Here is a 16,047-nt window from a genome sequence, read left to right as displayed (position 1 = left end):
ATTTATAATGGCTAGGTACACAAAAGAAGATATTTTCCGTTTGGCGAAAGAAGAGAATGTAAAGTATATCCGTCTGCAATTCACAGACCTTTTAGGAGTAATTAAAAACGTAGAAATTCCAGTGAGCCAATTAACAAAAGCTCTTGATAACAAAATGATGTTTGATGGATCTTCTATTGAAGGTTTTGTACGTATTGAAGAATCTGATATGTATTTATATCCGGATTTAGATACTTGGGTAATTTTCCCTTGGACAGCTGAAAAAGGTAAAGTAGCTCGTTTAATCTGTGATATTTACAATGCTGATGGTACGCCATTTGATGGCGACCCACGTAACAACTTAAAGCGTGTGTTAAAAGAAATGGAAGCATTAGGATTCTCAGATTTCAATCTTGGACCAGAGCCAGAATTCTTCCTATTTAAAGTTGATGAAAAAGGAAATCCAACATTAGAATTAAACGATAACGGTGGATACTTCGACCTTGCGCCGATGGATCTAGGGGAAAACTGTCGTCGTGATATCGTTCTTGAACTTGAAGAAATGGGCTTTGAAATTGAAGCATCTCACCATGAGGTTGCACCAGGTCAACATGAAATTGACTTTAAATATGCAAATGCAATTCGCTCATGTGATGACATTCAAACATTCAAGCTTGTTGTAAGAACGATTGCTCGTAAACATGGTTTACACGCAACATTTATGCCGAAACCATTATACGGTGTGAACGGTTCAGGTATGCACTGTAACTTATCACTATTTAAAAATGGTGAGAACGTGTTCTTCGATCAAAACGGTGATTTACAATTAAGTGATGATGCTCGTCATTTCATCGCAGGTATTTTAAAACATGCACCAGCATTTACAGCGGTAGCAAACCCAACTGTAAACTCGTACAAACGTTTAGTACCTGGATATGAAGCTCCATGTTACGTAGCATGGTCTGCACAAAATCGTAGCCCGTTAGTACGTATCCCGGCATCTCGTGGTATAAGTACACGCGTAGAAGTACGTAGTGTTGACCCAGCTGCAAACCCGTATTTAGTAATGGCTACATTATTAGCAGCAGGTCTTGATGGAATTAAAAACAAATTAACTCCACCAGCTGCAGTAGACCGTAACATCTACGTAATGACAAAAGAAGAGCGTGAAGAAGCAGGTATCGTTGATTTACCAGCAACATTAGCGCAAGCATTAGTTACGTTACAATCTAATGAAATCGTATGTGGTGCACTAGGAGAGCATTTACTTGAGCACTTCATCGAAGCGAAAGAAATTGAGTGGGATATTTTCCGCACGCAAGTTCACCAATGGGAACGCGATCAATATATGTCTCTATACTAAGAGAGAAAAAAGCCCTAATACTACGGTATTAGGGCTTTTTCGTCATTTATTTACAGTGAAAAAACTCGAATGTTATCGTAATTTTTTTAGCGCCATCAGGAAGTAATTTTGTGAAAATAATTTATGTTGACTCGTTCTATATAAAGAACTAAAATGGCATTAACTAGAAATTTTTGTATATTAAAAATAATGAAAATATTATTTTTTCTTAAGTTTTCGATGCCAATTTCAAGTTGAAGCTCATTGGTTTTAAATGAGGAGGGAAGTTATGGATAAGGAAATAAATTTGAAAAATCTATTTACTATTATACGAAAAAGAATTTGGATACTTTTATTGTTTACAACTTTCACAACGTTAGGAGGAGCGATTTATAGTATATATGTAAAAACGCCATTATATGCCTCCTCGGCAAGAGTTATTGTCCAAGCTAACACTGAAACTATGAATACACTGAAAGCAATGGTAAATGAGCCTGTAATATTAGAAAAAGTAGCTGCTGAATTGAATATTAACAAATCTGTAGGTGCATTAAGTGGGCAAATAAGTACAGAAAGTGTACAAGGATCCCAGATTATGAGAATAAATGTAGTGGACATGGATCCTGTACTTGCGCATAAAATTGCAAATACTACAGCTGCTGTTTATAAGAGAGAAGTAGCGAATATATTGAATTTTAATAATGTGAGTATACTACCGGAAGACCCAGTTCAAAAATATTCGATGCCTATAAATATAAATCACTTTAAGACGATACTAATTGCATTCTCTATAGGTATGGTGCTCAGTATCGGTTTTATTTTTTTATTGGATTCACTTGATGAGAGAATAAAATCAGAACGACGAATTGAACAATTGTTAGATGTCCCTGTTTTGGGTGGGATTTCTAAAACGAATAGGAAAAATGTGAAAGACAAATTTAGTGAAAAAAACACAGTGGTACTGGGGGAGGGAACGGAGTGGCTTACAAAAATAGACGAAAAACAAATAAAGTTAAAGGAGAAAGTATAATTGCTTATACAGCTCCAAGATCGAAAATTTCGGAGCAGTACCGTTCGCTTCGAACAAACCTCCAATTATCTTCGTCTATTCATAAAAGCAAAACTATAGTTATTACTTCTCCGAGGTATGGTGAAGGAAAATCAACGATTACAGTTAATTTAGCAGTCTCAATAGCGCAAAAAGGTGAAAAAGTATTGGTAATAGATGCAAATTTACGAAAACCAACGATTCATGAAATGTTTGGAGTAGAAAATGAAATTGGATTAACTGACATATTGAACGGAAAAACAAATTTAGAAGGCGCTGTAAAAAAAACAGAGATGGAAAGTCTTAATGTATTAACTAGCGGTCCAATACCATTCAATCCATCTGAAGTACTTAGCTCAGATGCAATGGATATGTTAATTCAAAAGGTGATGGAACGATATGACATCATATTATTTGATTCTTCTCCTGTACTAGAAGTAACGGATACAAGTGTATTGGCTGATAAATGTGAAGGGGTGCTATTGGTAATTCGATATAATCGTACTGTGAGCGAAGATGCGCTTGAAACGAAAAGGGCTTTAAGTTTTACGAAAAGTAGGATGTTAGGTGCGATTTTGAATGATAAAGTATGAATAATATAAATGTACTTTAGAAAAATAAATTTAAGATTCGTATATGAAGATGTTCTTTATAAAGAATTTTTTAAAGGACTACGATGTGGTGATGTCTCCTTACCGCGATCAACGGAGGCACTCGATTATGCTGTGGGTTGTGAAAACAACCTTAGATGCGGGTCATCAAAAGTGTAATGTGAGGGAGGGTTAGATGCCCATGTTTTATTAAGGTTTCTAACTATGTGCTTTTAATAAAGAGAATATAGTTAGAAACTTTAAATTTGAAAGAGTTAAGTATGGAATTGATTAAAGGAGGAAGTTACATGACGTATCGGCGGAGGGTATCGTTATTACTTTTAATGGATTCACTGATTGTGTTAAGTGCTATTTTTTTTAGTTATTTCTTTGTAAATGCTAGCTTTAGTGTTATCACTTTATCATCAGTTATTAGCTCTATCACTTTATTAGTCAGTCATCATTTGTTTGCTTTAATGTATAAGTTGTATAACAAAGCTTGGGAATATGCAAGTATAGGAGAATTACTCATTATATGCAAAGTTGTTACATTTTCTATCATTACTACAGCAGTTGTGCAACAAATAATAATGCCAAAAATGTATTTTCGGTTGTTAGTTGTAACTTGGATGATTCATATTTTATTAATTGGCGGTTCACGTTTTATTTGGAGAATGTATAGAGATGCTTATTATGTAAAAAAGGGTGATAAAAAAAGAACCTTAATTGTTGGTGCTGGTTCAGCGGGGACAATGGTTGCAAGGCAGTTGTTAAAGAATAGTACTGCCGAATTAATGCCAGTCGCATTTATTGATGATAATGTAAAAAAACATAATCTTGATATTTGGGGGATTCCAGTAATTGGCGGTATTAATCAAATTGAGTACGTTGTTAAAAAACTGAATATTGAAAATGTTATTTTAGCAATTCCTTCACTAAGCAAAGGGAATCGAAATATTATTTTAAAAGAATGTTTGAAAACACAGGTGAAAACTCAAATTCTTCCGATGTTAGAAGACTTAGTAACAGGTAAAGTTTCGGTGAATGAATTCAGGGATGTTCAAGTAGAAGATTTATTAGGGCGTGATCCTGTAGAACTTAATATGGATATTATTTCAGATTATATAACTGACAAAGTCATTTTAGTTACTGGTGCAGGTGGATCCATTGGTTCGGAAATTTGTAGACAAGTTGCGAAATTTAAGCCGAAAAAGTTGATTTTACTAGGGCATGGGGAGAACAGTATTTATTCTATAGAAATGGAATTAAACGAAAAATATAGAGAGATGAAAGGCACATTTATTCCTGAAATCGCAGATATACAAGATGCTAAGAAGATGCATTTAATTATGAGTAAACATCTTCCGAATGTTGTATATCATGCAGCTGCACATAAACATGTACCACTAATGGAGAATAATCCTGAAGAGGCTGTTAAAAATAATTTGATTGGAACTATGAATGTAGCAGAGGCAGCGAGAGCAACTGGAGTAGGAACGTTTGTTATGATTTCATCTGATAAAGCGGTGAACCCGACGAGTGTTATGGGAGCAACAAAGAAATTAGCTGAGATGGTAATTCAACATAAAGATAAAATAAGTCATACAAAGTTTGTTACTGTAAGATTTGGGAATGTCTTAGGAAGTAGAGGCAGTGTTATTCCTTTGTTTAAGAAGCAAATTCAAAACGGTGGACCAGTTACAGTTACTCATCCGGATATGATTAGGTATTTTATGACAATTCCAGAGGCATCTAGACTTGTAGTGCAAGCTGGTGCGTTAGCTGAAGGTGGGGAGATTTTTGTGCTGAACATGGGAGAACCAGTAAAAATAGTCGATCTCGCTAAAAATCTCATTCGATTATCCGGAAATTCCGTGGATGAAATAGGAATAGAATTTACTGGTATACGCCCAGGGGAGAAACTTTTTGAAGAATTACTAAAAGAAGATGAAATGAATGAGAAGCAAGTTCACCCAAGAATTTATGTAGGACAAGAAATGAATGTTCGAATAGAAGAAATAGAAGAGTTTATTTCAAATTATACAGATTTAAACGAAGTAGAATTAAGAAAGCGATTGTTAAACTTAGTGAATAAGCGTAAAACTTTAAAACTATTAATACCGGTATCAGGTTAATAGAAAAAAATTAATATAAGACGGGTGCGTGGGATGGTGTCTAAAAAAGTTCTGTTTTGTGCAACTGTGGATTATCATTTTAAGGCTTTTCATTTACCGTATTTGCAATGGTTTTCAGAACAAGGATGGGAAGTACATGTTGCAGCGAATGGGGATATACATCTTCCATATGTAACTCAAAAATATAATATTCCTATTCAAAGATCACCTCTTAGCATACAAAACCTTCATGCATATAAAAAACTAAAATCAATTATTCATCAAAATAAATATCATATCATTCATTGTCATACGCCTATGGGAGGAGTAATTGCTCGTTTAGCTACTCGTAAAGCACGGAGGGAAGGGACAAAGGTTATATATACAGCGCATGGATTTCACTTTTGTAAAGGATCACCATTCAAAAATTGGCTTTTATACTATCCAATTGAAAGAAGTTTAGCTACTACTACGGATTGTCTCATAACAATTAATCAAGAAGATTACAATTTAGCGGTAAGACATCGGTTTCAGGTGAAAAATATTAAACTCGTTCATGGTGTAGGAGTAGATATAGAACGATATGTTCCTGCTACTGAAAGTGAAAAAGAGCAATTAAGGCTTAAAAATGGTTATAAGACAAAAGATTTTTTAATGTTTTATGCTGCCGAATTTAATAAGAACAAAAACCAAAGCTTCTTAATTCAATCATTGGCGCAGTTGAAAAATGAAATTCCGCATGCAAAGCTTCTACTTGCTGGCGAAGGACCGTTAATGGAAGAGTGCAAAAAAATAGCGACTCAACTAGGCGTGAGTAATATGGTTCACTTTCTTGGTTATAGAAATGATATAGCCTCTTTGTTGCAGATGTGTGACTTAGCTGTTGCATCGAGTTACCGGGAAGGTTTACCAGTTAATATTATGGAAGCTATGGCTTGTGGACTTCCGGTTATCGCTACTGACAATCGGGGACATAGGGAGCTAATTATTAGTAATAAAAATGGTTGGATTATAGATCGTGATGATATAAAGACGATGTCTGAAAGAATAAATTCTATTTCTAAAAATACTAAATTAAAAGCTCAGTTTGGACAGTGTGGACGTACTATTATTACAAGTAAATATTCAGTTAATGAAGTATTGAAAGAGAAACAAGAAATTTATACAACATATATGGATGAAATGGAGGATTTAAATTGGGCACTCCATTGAGAGTATTACATGTAGTCGTAAATATGAATAGAGGCGGAGCCGAAACTTTAATTATGAATTTGTATCGTAATATAGACCGCTCAAAAGTACAATTTGATTTTTTAACTTGTAAAGAGGGTGTATTTGATGAAGAAATAATAAAGTTAGGCGGAAAAGCTCATAGAATTCCATATGTTACAGATGTTGGTCATAGAGGCTATATAAAGGTGCTAGATACTTTCTTTAGCTCTCATCCGCAATATAAAATCGTTCATTCACATATGGATAAAATGAGCGGATTTGTACTTCGTTCAGCTAAAAAAGCAAGGGTGCCAGTTAGGATTGCGCATAGTCATAATACTAGTAGTGAAGGTGGTACTGCGGCTAAAATCTATAAATGGTATGCAGGAAAATCTATAGCCACATGTGCAACACATTTGTTAGCATGTTCGAATGCTGCTGCCAGATGGTTATTTGTAGATGAAACCGATACAGCTAGAATCTTAAAAAATGGAATTGATTGTGATAGATTTTTGTTCTGTCCAGAAATAAGAAAACAAGTAAGAGAGGAATTACAAATTGAACAAGACGCTCTTGTTATAGGTCATGTCGGAAGATTCGCTTATCAAAAAAATCATACCTATCTTATAGATTTATTTGCGCAGTTAACTCAATTTCGGCCAAATTCAATACTTTTATTAGCTGGAGAAGGGCCGCTTCGCTTGGAAATTGAAAAAAAAAGCAAGGGATTTGAACATGGAGAATCACATAAGGTTTCTGGGGGTACGAAGTGATATAGAAAAGATACTTCAAGCATTTGATGTGTTTGTTTTCCCATCTATTCATGAGGGATTACCAGTCACACTTGTAGAAGCACAAGGGGTTGGTTTACCTTGTATCATATCGGATAATATTACGAAAGAAGTGGATTTAGGGATGAATTTAGTTGAACATGTTCGTCTAACAGATAAAATGGCTTGGATAGAAAAAATGAAAAATATAGAAATTAGTAATTTTCCGAGGGAAATACCAGCTCAAGTATTTTTAGAGAAAGGCTACGATATAAAACATACGGCAGAATTAACTCAAGACTATTATTCCGTACTTTCGAGGTGAGTAATTTGGAGAATTTAACGATTTTCACCCCTACCTATAATAGAGCGTATTGTCTTGCAAATTGTTATGAGAGTTTAAAACGTCAAACATGTAAGAATTTTGTATGGTTAATAATAGATGATGGATCTAGTGATAACACAAAAACATTGGTTGATAGCTGGATTGATGAAGAATGTATAACAATTAGGTATCATTGGCAAAGTAATCAAGGTATGCATAGTGCTCATAATGCAGCATATGAAATGATTGATACGGAGTTAAATGTTTGTATTGATTCTGATGATTATATGCCAGATGATGCTGTAACAAAAATCCTTTCTTTTTGGAGTAGATATGGGAATGATGAAGTTAGTGGGATAATTGGATTGGATTTGTATACAAATGGGCAAATAATTGGCTCAAAGTTACCAGAAAACCTTAAATACTCCACGTTGTTTAATCTTTACAACAAACATGGTGTCACAGGTGATAAAAAATTGGTTTATCGCACAGAATTGACTAAGAAATATCGATACCCAATTTTTAAAAATGAAAAATATGTTGGATTAGCATATAAATATTATATGTTAGATCAGCAGTATGAGATGTTACTAATGAATGAGGCACTTTGTTATGTGGAATACATGGCTGATGGATCATCAATGAATATGCTAAATCAATATCATAAAAATCCAAAAGGTTTTGCCTTTTATCGCAAGGAACTTATGAAATTGCCATTTACTAATCGACTATTTAAGTATAGGCAAGCTATACATTATGTATCTAGTAGTTTTATAGCAAGAAATAGAAAGTTTATACAAGAATCACCATGTAAAGGACTAACACTGTGTGCGCTACCATTTGGGGCTATCCTTTATAGTTACATTAAAATGAAAACAAAAATGAAAGTAAACATTTAAAAATTTAATTAGTAAGTAAATGAGAGGAAATAATAATGACTATACTTTGGATGAATCTTGCTATAGTATTCATACTCGCATTTTTTGCAAGGTATTTTGCTATACCAGTGACTAATAGTCTTATACCGATAAAGCTAAATCAGTTTCTAATTTTGATGGCCGCTCTATCCCTTATATTAGTATCGGGGCTTCGGAATAATATTGGGGATACTTATTTTTATATGCATGCATATAAAATAACGGATTTTAATTGGGAGTATGTTCAAACTAACAAAGACATGGGCTTTAATATTTTTCAAATGGTTTTGAAAAAATATACGGATGATCCTCAAGTAATGGTTTTTACTACAGCATTGATAACAAATGTACTCATTATAGCAACACTATATAAATATTCAAGGTTAATTGAATTGAGTTTATATGTTTATATTACGTCAGGTATGTATTTAACATCAATGAATGGGATCAGGCAATATTTAGCTGCTGCAATTATTTTTGCTGCTACAAAATATATTTTTGAAGGAAAATGGAAAAAATATATGGCAATTGTATTATGCGCATCCACATTTCATGCAAGTGCATTAGTTCTTATGCCAATCTACTTTTTTGTAAGAAAAAAAGCCTGGTCAGGAACGACATATTTGCTTCTTTTTTTAGCAGTATGTGTAGTTATAGGCTTTAATCAGTTTTCAGAAGTTTTATTTTCGGCTATTGGAAATACTCAATATGGTCAATATAAGGAATTTCATGAAGGTGGTGCCAATATACTTAGGGTTGCTGTGAATATAGTGCCAATTATACTGGCTTACCTTGGGAAAGATAGAATGAGGGCGTTATTCCCTGAAAGTGATTATATTGTAAATATGTCTATATTAGGTCTTGTTTTTATGATTATTTCAACACAAAATTGGATATTTGCTAGATTCTCCATATATTTTGGATTGTATCAGTTAATATTAATTTCTTGGGTTGTGAAGTCATTTACAGATAAAGATCAAAAGTTAATTTATTATGCAGTTCTAGTGTGCTATTTTATTTATTTTGTATATGAACATGTAATTACTCTGGGAATTATCTATAAGAGCAACCTACTTTGATAATAAAGTGCAAAATGCTGGGAGAGGATTGTTAAATGGGGATAGATTCTAAGCTTAGACCTAAAAATAAAAAGAAGGTTTTACACATTGTCAGCGCTCTGAATCGCGGGGGAGCTGAAACGTTACTAATGAATATATATAGGAAAATAGATAAGAGGCAGCTTCAGTTTGATTTTGTATCTCATCGAAATGAGAAAAATGATTATGAAGATGAAATAATGGCGTTAGGTGGGAGAATATATAAGGTACCTAGTTTAGGACAAATAGGACCTTTTTCCTATGTTAAAGAACTTGTAAAAATTATGTCGGATAATCAATATGAAGTTGTACATGCACATACGGATTATCAAGGTGGTTTCGTTGCTGTAGCGGCAAAAATAGCTGGTATAAAAAAGAGAATTTGTCATTCGCATAGTAATAATTGGCCACAAGACTCTGGAATAAAAGCAAGAGTTATCCTAAAGGTTTTGCAATCTATTATTAAATATGCTGGAACTAATTATTGTGCGTGCAGCGTTGAAGCAGCACGTTTTTTATTTGGCGAAAGGATGCTTCATAGTGAGAGGATAGAACTAATTAAAAACGGTATAGATATTAATCAATTTACTGATATAGACGCTGGGAGTAGTGTCAGCGTAAGAAGGGAACTTAATATACCGAATGCAGCAAAATTAATAGGACATATAGGAAGTTTTTCAGAGTCAAAGAATCATATTTTTATCCTAAAAGTTTTAAAGAAAATTTTAAAACGAGATTCAAATTTTGTTGCTATTTTAGTAGGAGATGGCCCGTTAAGGATTTCTATTGAATTAAAAGCAAAGCAATTAGGGATTTTTGAAAACATTAGATTTTTGGGGGTTAGGAAGGATATTTCACGACTCATGAAGAGTTTTGATGTTTTTATTTTTCCTTCTTTGTTTGAGGGGTTTGGTATTGTAACTTTAGAAGCGCAATCTGCAGGTGTACCATGTGTTGTAGCAGATACGCTACCTAATAATACTGATATGGGGTTAGGGATAATGTCATTTGTTGACTTAGATGAAGAAATTGAAATATGGTGTAAAGAAATTTATAAAGCTTTGTTAAAAGAAAGACCTGACAGGGAATTCATAATTAACAATATATCGAAATTAGGCTTTGATATTAACGATAACATTTACGAGTGGCTATCGTTATATGGAATTGTGCGCAAGGAAGAAATAGGGTAATCTAATTTGTTTTCATTTTATATGTCTGATGTATAAGGAGATTTGTTGAGCGTAACAGCAAAATACTAATATAAAATGAGGAAGAGAAATCAATAATAGATTTTGTGAGGTATCCTATAATGAAAAAGAAAAGAATATTAATTACATCTTTTGATATGGAAATTGGTGGAGTAGAAAGAAGTTTGATTGGTTTATTAAATACAATTGATTACAGTAAGTATGATATAGATTTAATGTTATTTAAACATGAAGGAGGATTTTTCTCTTTACTACCTAAAGAGCCGAATTTATTAGAAGAATTGCAACAATATACTACTTTTAGAAAATCAATTAAGCAGATATTACAAGAAGGGCATTTCTCAATTGGAATTACTAGGATGATAGGAAAAGTTATGGGTGTTATGCATGGAAGATATGTAAATAGTAAAGAACCTGGATACTTCGTCATTCAATATGGATGGAGAATATCTCTTCCATTTCTTCCAAAGTTGAGAGAAGAGTACGATGTTGCGATAAGTTTTTGATGGCCGCATTATTTTATAGGGGATAAAGTTCGAGCGAAAAGAAAAATTGGGTGGATTCATACTGATTATTCGAACATACAACTTAACAAAGAAATGGAATGTAAAATGTGGAGGGAAATGGATGATATCGTGGCAGTTTCTGAAAGTTGTAGAGATACATTCCTGAATAGTCTGCCTTATATTAATAAAAAGGTACAAGTAATAGAAAATATAATAGATTCTGAATTTGTTCGCGGACAATCTAATGAAGGAGATATTACTCAGGAAATACCAATAAATAGCGAGCGAATCAAGTTAATTACTGTTGCTAGACTTTCGCATGCTAAGGGAATTGATAACGCTATATATGCGCTTAGAAAACTATTAGATCAAGGGTATGATATCGAGTGGTACATAGTTGGATATGGGCCTCAAGAAGCGGAACTTAAATTGTTGATAGATAAACTAGGACTTCAAGATAAATTTGTTTTACTAGGTAAGAAGATTAATCCGTACCCGTACATAAAAGTATGTGATATTTATGTACAACCTTCTAGATACGAAGGGAAGGCAGTAACAGTTCGGGAAGCGCAAATTCTTAAAAAACCAGTATTAATAACTAATTTTTCAACAGCCAAAAGTCAGTTGGAGAACAGGGTAGATGGATATATTTGTCCAATGGGTATAAAGGGAATTGTCGAAGGAATAAAAAAAATGATTGATGATGTTGAATTCAGAAATGAAATTGTTAATAATGTAAGTCAAAAAAATTATGGTAATGAAATAGAAATGGAAAAGATATATAGGTTAATTGAATTAGAATAGATTAAGTTATAAAACTAAAAATCTTTTACTACTTATAAAAGATACTTTGGGGAATTATTTTTATGGATAATGTTTTAGTATTAGATACATCAGTAGGTTCTCTTAACAAGGGTGACGATATAATAATGAAGTGTGTAAAGCATCATCTTTCTGATATAACTAAAAATGCATATGTTTTAACATTACCCACTCATGTTTCACCTTTTCATTGGTACCAAGTAGCGAGAAAATCAAATAGGGTAAAGATTTATAGTGATGCGAAATATAAGTTTGTAGGTGGTTCGAATTTGCTAGCAATGGATATGTTTACTCATTTCCCGCAGTGGAATATTAATATATTAAATTATGGACCTTTAAAGGGGAGTATTCTGGTTGGAGTTGGTGCAGGAAAAGGGAATAAAATAAATCCCTATACAAAAATGTTATATAGAAAAGTTTTATCACATGAATATATACATAGCGTTAGAAATGAAAGAACAAAAAAATTTTTAGAAGAAATGGGGTTTAAAGCTCTAAATACTGGTTGTGCAACTTTGTGGTCTTTTACGCATGATTTTTGTAGGGGAATTCCAAGTGGAAAATCGGAATCGGTTGTTTTTACACTAACCCATCATTCTAAAGATCGTGAAAAAGATCAATTATTGATAGATATACTTAGCAAAAGTTATGAAAATGTCTACTTTTGGATACAAGACGCCGATGATTTCGAACATTTAAAATCTTTAGAAGGTATACAGGGCATAAAAATTATACCTCCTACTATAGAGGCGTATGAAAAAATCCTAAATAAAGCCGTTGATTATGTTGGAGCGCGTTTACATGGCGGTATATTTGCTATGCGTCATAAAAAACGTGCAATAATTATCTCCATAGATGAAAGAGCTAAGGGGATGGGTGAAACGTATAATTTAAATCTGATTGATAGAGAAGATTTAAATAATCTCGAAAAAATGATAAACTCAGAATTTATAACGGATGTTCAGGTGGATTTTGATGTAGTAAATCAATGGTTAAAACAGTTCTCTAATTAACAAATGTACTGTGGTAAAAATGGCGATTTATTAGGAGGCTCAAATGAATAGTATAATTCTCGATAAAATTGTCGTAAGAAATAATAGAGTTGATTATTTTTTTAGTATTAAGGGGAATTTACAAAAGTATTTTAAGACAAGTAATCATATGTTTCTTGAATATAACTATGATGTATCTGATATCCCCTTAAGTATTTTAGCTATTCCGTTTGTTGCAAATGTAGTACCTCTTGTATGGATTACTAATTCAACAATGGTAATAAGTGAATTAGATAAATCTTTTTATATTTGTTTAAATAATATAAAAAATGCATATCAAAACATGTTTCCTGGTGTGAAATTTAAAGGATCCGTGGATGTAGGAGAAATTATTGATAATGTTTACATTCCGGAACTTGAAGCGGCATCTTTATTTAGTGGGGGATTAGATGCACTTACTACATTTATAAGAATAAAAGATAAAAACCCCTTGCTAGTTACTGAATATGGATGGCATGAAAATGAAATAGAGGGTAGTAAAGTATGGGAGGCAGATAAAGAAAATGCCATAAATTTTGTAAAGGATAATGGACTAGAAAATATTTTTATACAATCTAACTATGGGACCTTTATAATTGCAGGGAACATTGACCATGATTTTAGAGAAAAGTTAAACGATACATGGTGGCATGGATTGCATCATGGTCTAGCAATAATATCTGCAGCTATTCCAATAGCTTTTAAACTTAAGATAAAATGTATATACATTGCAAGCTCTAATTCTCCATTATATCAAGTTACTTGTGCATCTGATCCAACTGTGGATAATGAAATAAAATATGCATCTGGAACAGTCTTTCATGATGGATACGAACTTACTAGGCAAGAAAAGATTAAAGTTGTTGTGGACCATTATTCAGCTAATAAAGAACCTGTTAATATCAGGGTATGTTTTAAAAATGAAGAAAATTGTTGTAAATGTGAAAAATGTTTAAGAACAATTATGGGAATAATTGCTGAAGGGAGAGATCCTCGTGAATATGGTTTTAATATTCCAAGTAATCTTTATCAGTACGTTAAAACTTCTTTAAATAGCGAGGTGAAGTTTTTTACCAATACATTCATTGAAATGTATTGGGATTTAATCCCAGTGCGAATGAAACAAAATTGTGATTGTATTGCAGATGAAAATTTACTAAATTGGTTTCTAGATTATGATTTCAAGGCGCAACGAAGGAAAGCGTTATTAAAATACAGGATAACAAAGTTTTTCCCTATTTTAAAGAGGAAAATTAGTGCCAAATTTAGTAGAGTGGGTACGCAAAACAACTAAAATATAGAAGGTATTACGATGAGAATACAAAACTCCTTAAAAAATATTTTATTCGGTTTGTCTGGACAAATAATTAGTATTGGCATGGGATTTATTGTTCGAACTGTTTTTATCTATACACTCGGTATAGAATATTTAGGTGTGGATGGACTTTTTACAAGTATACTATTGATGTTTTCACTAGCTAATTTAGGATTTGATACAGCTATAATTTATAGTTTATATAGGCCATTAGCTGAGAAGGATATTTATAAAATACAGGCATTAATGAATTTATATCAAAAAGCATACAGAATAATAGGAGTAGTAGTTTTATTAATAGGGTTATCTCTATTGCCATTTCTTGATCATTTAATGAATGCAGATACTACGATTAAAGACATTAACATTATCTATCTCTTATTTTTAATAAGTTCGGTGTCATCATATTATTTTGTATATAAGCAATCTATTATTATTGCTGATCAAAGTAACTATATCATTTCTAAAATACACACTTTGTTCATAATTATATCTAACGCATTACAAATTGTTTTATTAATAATTATTAGTGATTACATTGTAGTACTACTATCTCAATTAACATTAAAAGTAATTGAGAATGTATATATTGCAAATAAGGCAAATAAATTATATCCATTTTTAAAAGAAAAAAATAATGCGAAATTATCTAAGGTAGACAGAAGAGAGTTTTTCGAAAATTTATATTCCTTGTTACTATATAAAATTAGTGGTGTAGTAATTAATGCAACTGATAATATAATTATATCGAAATTTATTGGAGTTATTTGGGTTGGTGTGTATTCAAATTATCTGTTGATCTTAAATACATTAAATACCTTATTAGGGTATTTTTTTTATTCTATCACTGCTAGTGTTGGAAATTTGAATGTGAAAGAAAATGCAGAAAAAAATATTTTATTTTTCGTGTAATTAACTTTTTAAATTTTTGGATATATGGATTTTGTACAGTTTGCCTTTGGAATTTGATAAATCCATTTATAACACTCTGGTTAAGTGAGGAATATGTATTTAATAAGTATGTATTATTTTCCATATTACTTAATTTCTTCACTTCAGGAATGCAAAATACAACTACAATTTTTAGAGAAACCACAGGTTTATTTAAAAAGGGGAAGTATAGACCTATTATAGCGGCAATTATAAATATTGTAGTTTCTATAATTCTTGCGAAACAAATAGGAATAGCAGGAGTGTTTTTAGGGACTGTTATTAGTAGATTATGTACTTACTTTTGGTATGATCCTTATATTATATTTAAATTGATTTTTGAAAAATCTGTTAAAATATATTTTTTTAGATATATTTTGTTTGTAGTGCTTGTAGTATTTTCTGTTATAGCAACGGATTTAATTGGTTATATTTTTCATATAAATATATTTATGGACATGGTAATACGTAGTATCTCGTGCCTAATTATTCCGAATTTTATCTTTTGGATGGTATTTAAAGAGACGGAAGAGTATAGATATTTCCTTAATTTAACCCGAATATTAATAAAAAAAATAAAGTCGAAAATATTAACTCGGAAGGTTTCGAATGATAATTTTCCATAAATCATTATTTTATTTTCGCCATATCACAGTAAAAAATGCTTTATTTACGTAAAAGATTTTAGGATATTCTGAAAAAGTAGGTAATAATAGTGGCGTTATGTATAAAGAGCATAGTGTCTTTTTAATTATTTAGCTAGAAGTTAAACATCTTGATTATTGTAAGTTTAAATAGTGTAAATAAAAGGTTATTGAAATAAAAACAGCTAGTAGGAAAA

Annotated in this window: 10 protein-coding genes and 3 pseudogenes; all 13 read left to right on the top strand. The window is 32.1% G+C overall.

Going from position 1 to position 16,047, the window contains the following annotated elements; translation table 11 throughout:
- Positions 1 to 7 precede the first annotated feature (7 nt).
- The 13 genes and pseudogenes from glnA to CQZ94_RS10465 all read left to right on the top strand — a co-directional run bounded on the left by glnA (position 8) and on the right by CQZ94_RS10465 (position 15,832).
- Entirely contained in the window at positions 8 to 1,342 is a 1,335-nt protein-coding gene (gene glnA / locus CQZ94_RS10525; protein WP_002146212.1) for a type I glutamate--ammonia ligase, read from the top strand.
- A 268-nt stretch (positions 1,343 to 1,610) separates the two neighbouring features.
- Positions 1,611 to 2,351 carry a YveK family protein gene (locus CQZ94_RS10520; protein ID WP_105585354.1) on the top strand — a complete coding sequence of 247 codons (741 nt, stop codon included), beginning with the start codon at positions 1,611 to 1,613 and terminating at the stop codon, positions 2,349 to 2,351.
- Positions 2,300 to 2,962, top strand: coding sequence for a CpsD/CapB family tyrosine-protein kinase (locus CQZ94_RS10515; RefSeq protein WP_105585353.1), 663 nt, complete (start codon positions 2,300 to 2,302; stop codon positions 2,960 to 2,962). Before CQZ94_RS10520 ends, CQZ94_RS10515 begins: the two co-directional genes overlap by 52 nt.
- 305 nt (positions 2,963 to 3,267) lie before the next feature.
- Positions 3,268 to 5,094: a polysaccharide biosynthesis protein gene (locus tag CQZ94_RS10510; RefSeq protein ID WP_105585352.1), complete on the top strand. Its 1,827-nt coding sequence runs from the start codon at positions 3,268 to 3,270 to the stop codon at positions 5,092 to 5,094.
- A gap of 33 nt (positions 5,095 to 5,127) precedes the next feature.
- Complete coding sequence (locus CQZ94_RS10505) at positions 5,128 to 6,285, top strand: glycosyltransferase family 4 protein (protein WP_105585351.1); 1,158 nt, start codon at positions 5,128 to 5,130, stop codon at positions 6,283 to 6,285.
- Positions 6,270 to 7,380: pseudogene (locus CQZ94_RS10500) on the top strand (glycosyltransferase family 1 protein). Before CQZ94_RS10505 ends, CQZ94_RS10500 begins: the two are co-directional and overlap by 16 nt.
- Before the next feature lie 5 nt (positions 7,381 to 7,385).
- On the top strand, positions 7,386 to 8,279 hold the full coding sequence (locus tag CQZ94_RS10495) for a glycosyltransferase family 2 protein (RefSeq protein WP_105585350.1): 894 nt from the start codon (positions 7,386 to 7,388) through the stop codon (positions 8,277 to 8,279).
- 35 nt (positions 8,280 to 8,314) lie between these two features.
- The gene (locus tag CQZ94_RS10490; RefSeq protein ID WP_105585349.1) at positions 8,315 to 9,376 is read left to right on the top strand and encodes an EpsG family protein; all 1,062 of its coding nucleotides are present in this window, start codon (positions 8,315 to 8,317) and stop codon (positions 9,374 to 9,376) included.
- Between the two features lie 35 nt (positions 9,377 to 9,411).
- Entirely contained in the window at positions 9,412 to 10,584 is a 1,173-nt protein-coding gene (locus CQZ94_RS10485) for a glycosyltransferase family 1 protein (protein ID WP_105585348.1), read from the top strand.
- Between the two features lie 119 nt (positions 10,585 to 10,703).
- Positions 10,704 to 11,912: pseudogene (locus CQZ94_RS10480) on the top strand (glycosyltransferase).
- Between the two features lie 62 nt (positions 11,913 to 11,974).
- Positions 11,975 to 12,943, top strand: a complete 969-nt coding sequence (locus CQZ94_RS10475; protein ID WP_105585347.1) for a polysaccharide pyruvyl transferase family protein — start codon at positions 11,975 to 11,977, stop codon at positions 12,941 to 12,943.
- A gap of 43 nt (positions 12,944 to 12,986) precedes the next feature.
- On the top strand, positions 12,987 to 14,255 hold the full coding sequence (locus CQZ94_RS10470; protein WP_105585346.1) for a peptidase: 1,269 nt from the start codon (positions 12,987 to 12,989) through the stop codon (positions 14,253 to 14,255).
- 18 nt (positions 14,256 to 14,273) lie between these two features.
- Positions 14,274 to 15,832, top strand: a pseudogene (locus CQZ94_RS10465) (lipopolysaccharide biosynthesis protein).
- Positions 15,833 to 16,047 lie beyond the last annotated feature (215 nt).

Source organism: Bacillus sp. MYb209 (assembly GCF_002975175.1).
Classification (GTDB): domain Bacteria; phylum Bacillota; class Bacilli; order Bacillales; family Bacillaceae_G; genus Bacillus_A.
This window is presented reverse-complemented; position numbering and strand designations above follow the sequence as displayed.

What these genes read in the sequence shown, in the direction of transcription:
- CQZ94_RS10490 (WP_105585349.1), top strand. Translation starts at nt 8,315, where the DNA reads ATGACTATACTTTGGATGAATCTTGCTATAGTATTCATACTCGCATTT.
- glnA (WP_002146212.1), top strand. Translation starts at nt 8, where the DNA reads ATGGCTAGGTACACAAAAGAAGATATTTTCCGTTTGGCGAAAGAAGAG.
- CQZ94_RS10470 (WP_105585346.1), top strand. Translation starts at nt 12,987, where the DNA reads ATGAATAGTATAATTCTCGATAAAATTGTCGTAAGAAATAATAGAGTT.
- CQZ94_RS10520 (WP_105585354.1), top strand. Translation starts at nt 1,611, where the DNA reads ATGGATAAGGAAATAAATTTGAAAAATCTATTTACTATTATACGAAAA.
- CQZ94_RS10510 (WP_105585352.1), top strand. Translation starts at nt 3,268, where the DNA reads ATGACGTATCGGCGGAGGGTATCGTTATTACTTTTAATGGATTCACTG.
- CQZ94_RS10505 (WP_105585351.1), top strand. Translation starts at nt 5,128, where the DNA reads ATGGTGTCTAAAAAAGTTCTGTTTTGTGCAACTGTGGATTATCATTTT.
- CQZ94_RS10485 (WP_105585348.1), top strand. Translation starts at nt 9,412, where the DNA reads ATGGGGATAGATTCTAAGCTTAGACCTAAAAATAAAAAGAAGGTTTTA.
- CQZ94_RS10475 (WP_105585347.1), top strand. Translation starts at nt 11,975, where the DNA reads ATGGATAATGTTTTAGTATTAGATACATCAGTAGGTTCTCTTAACAAG.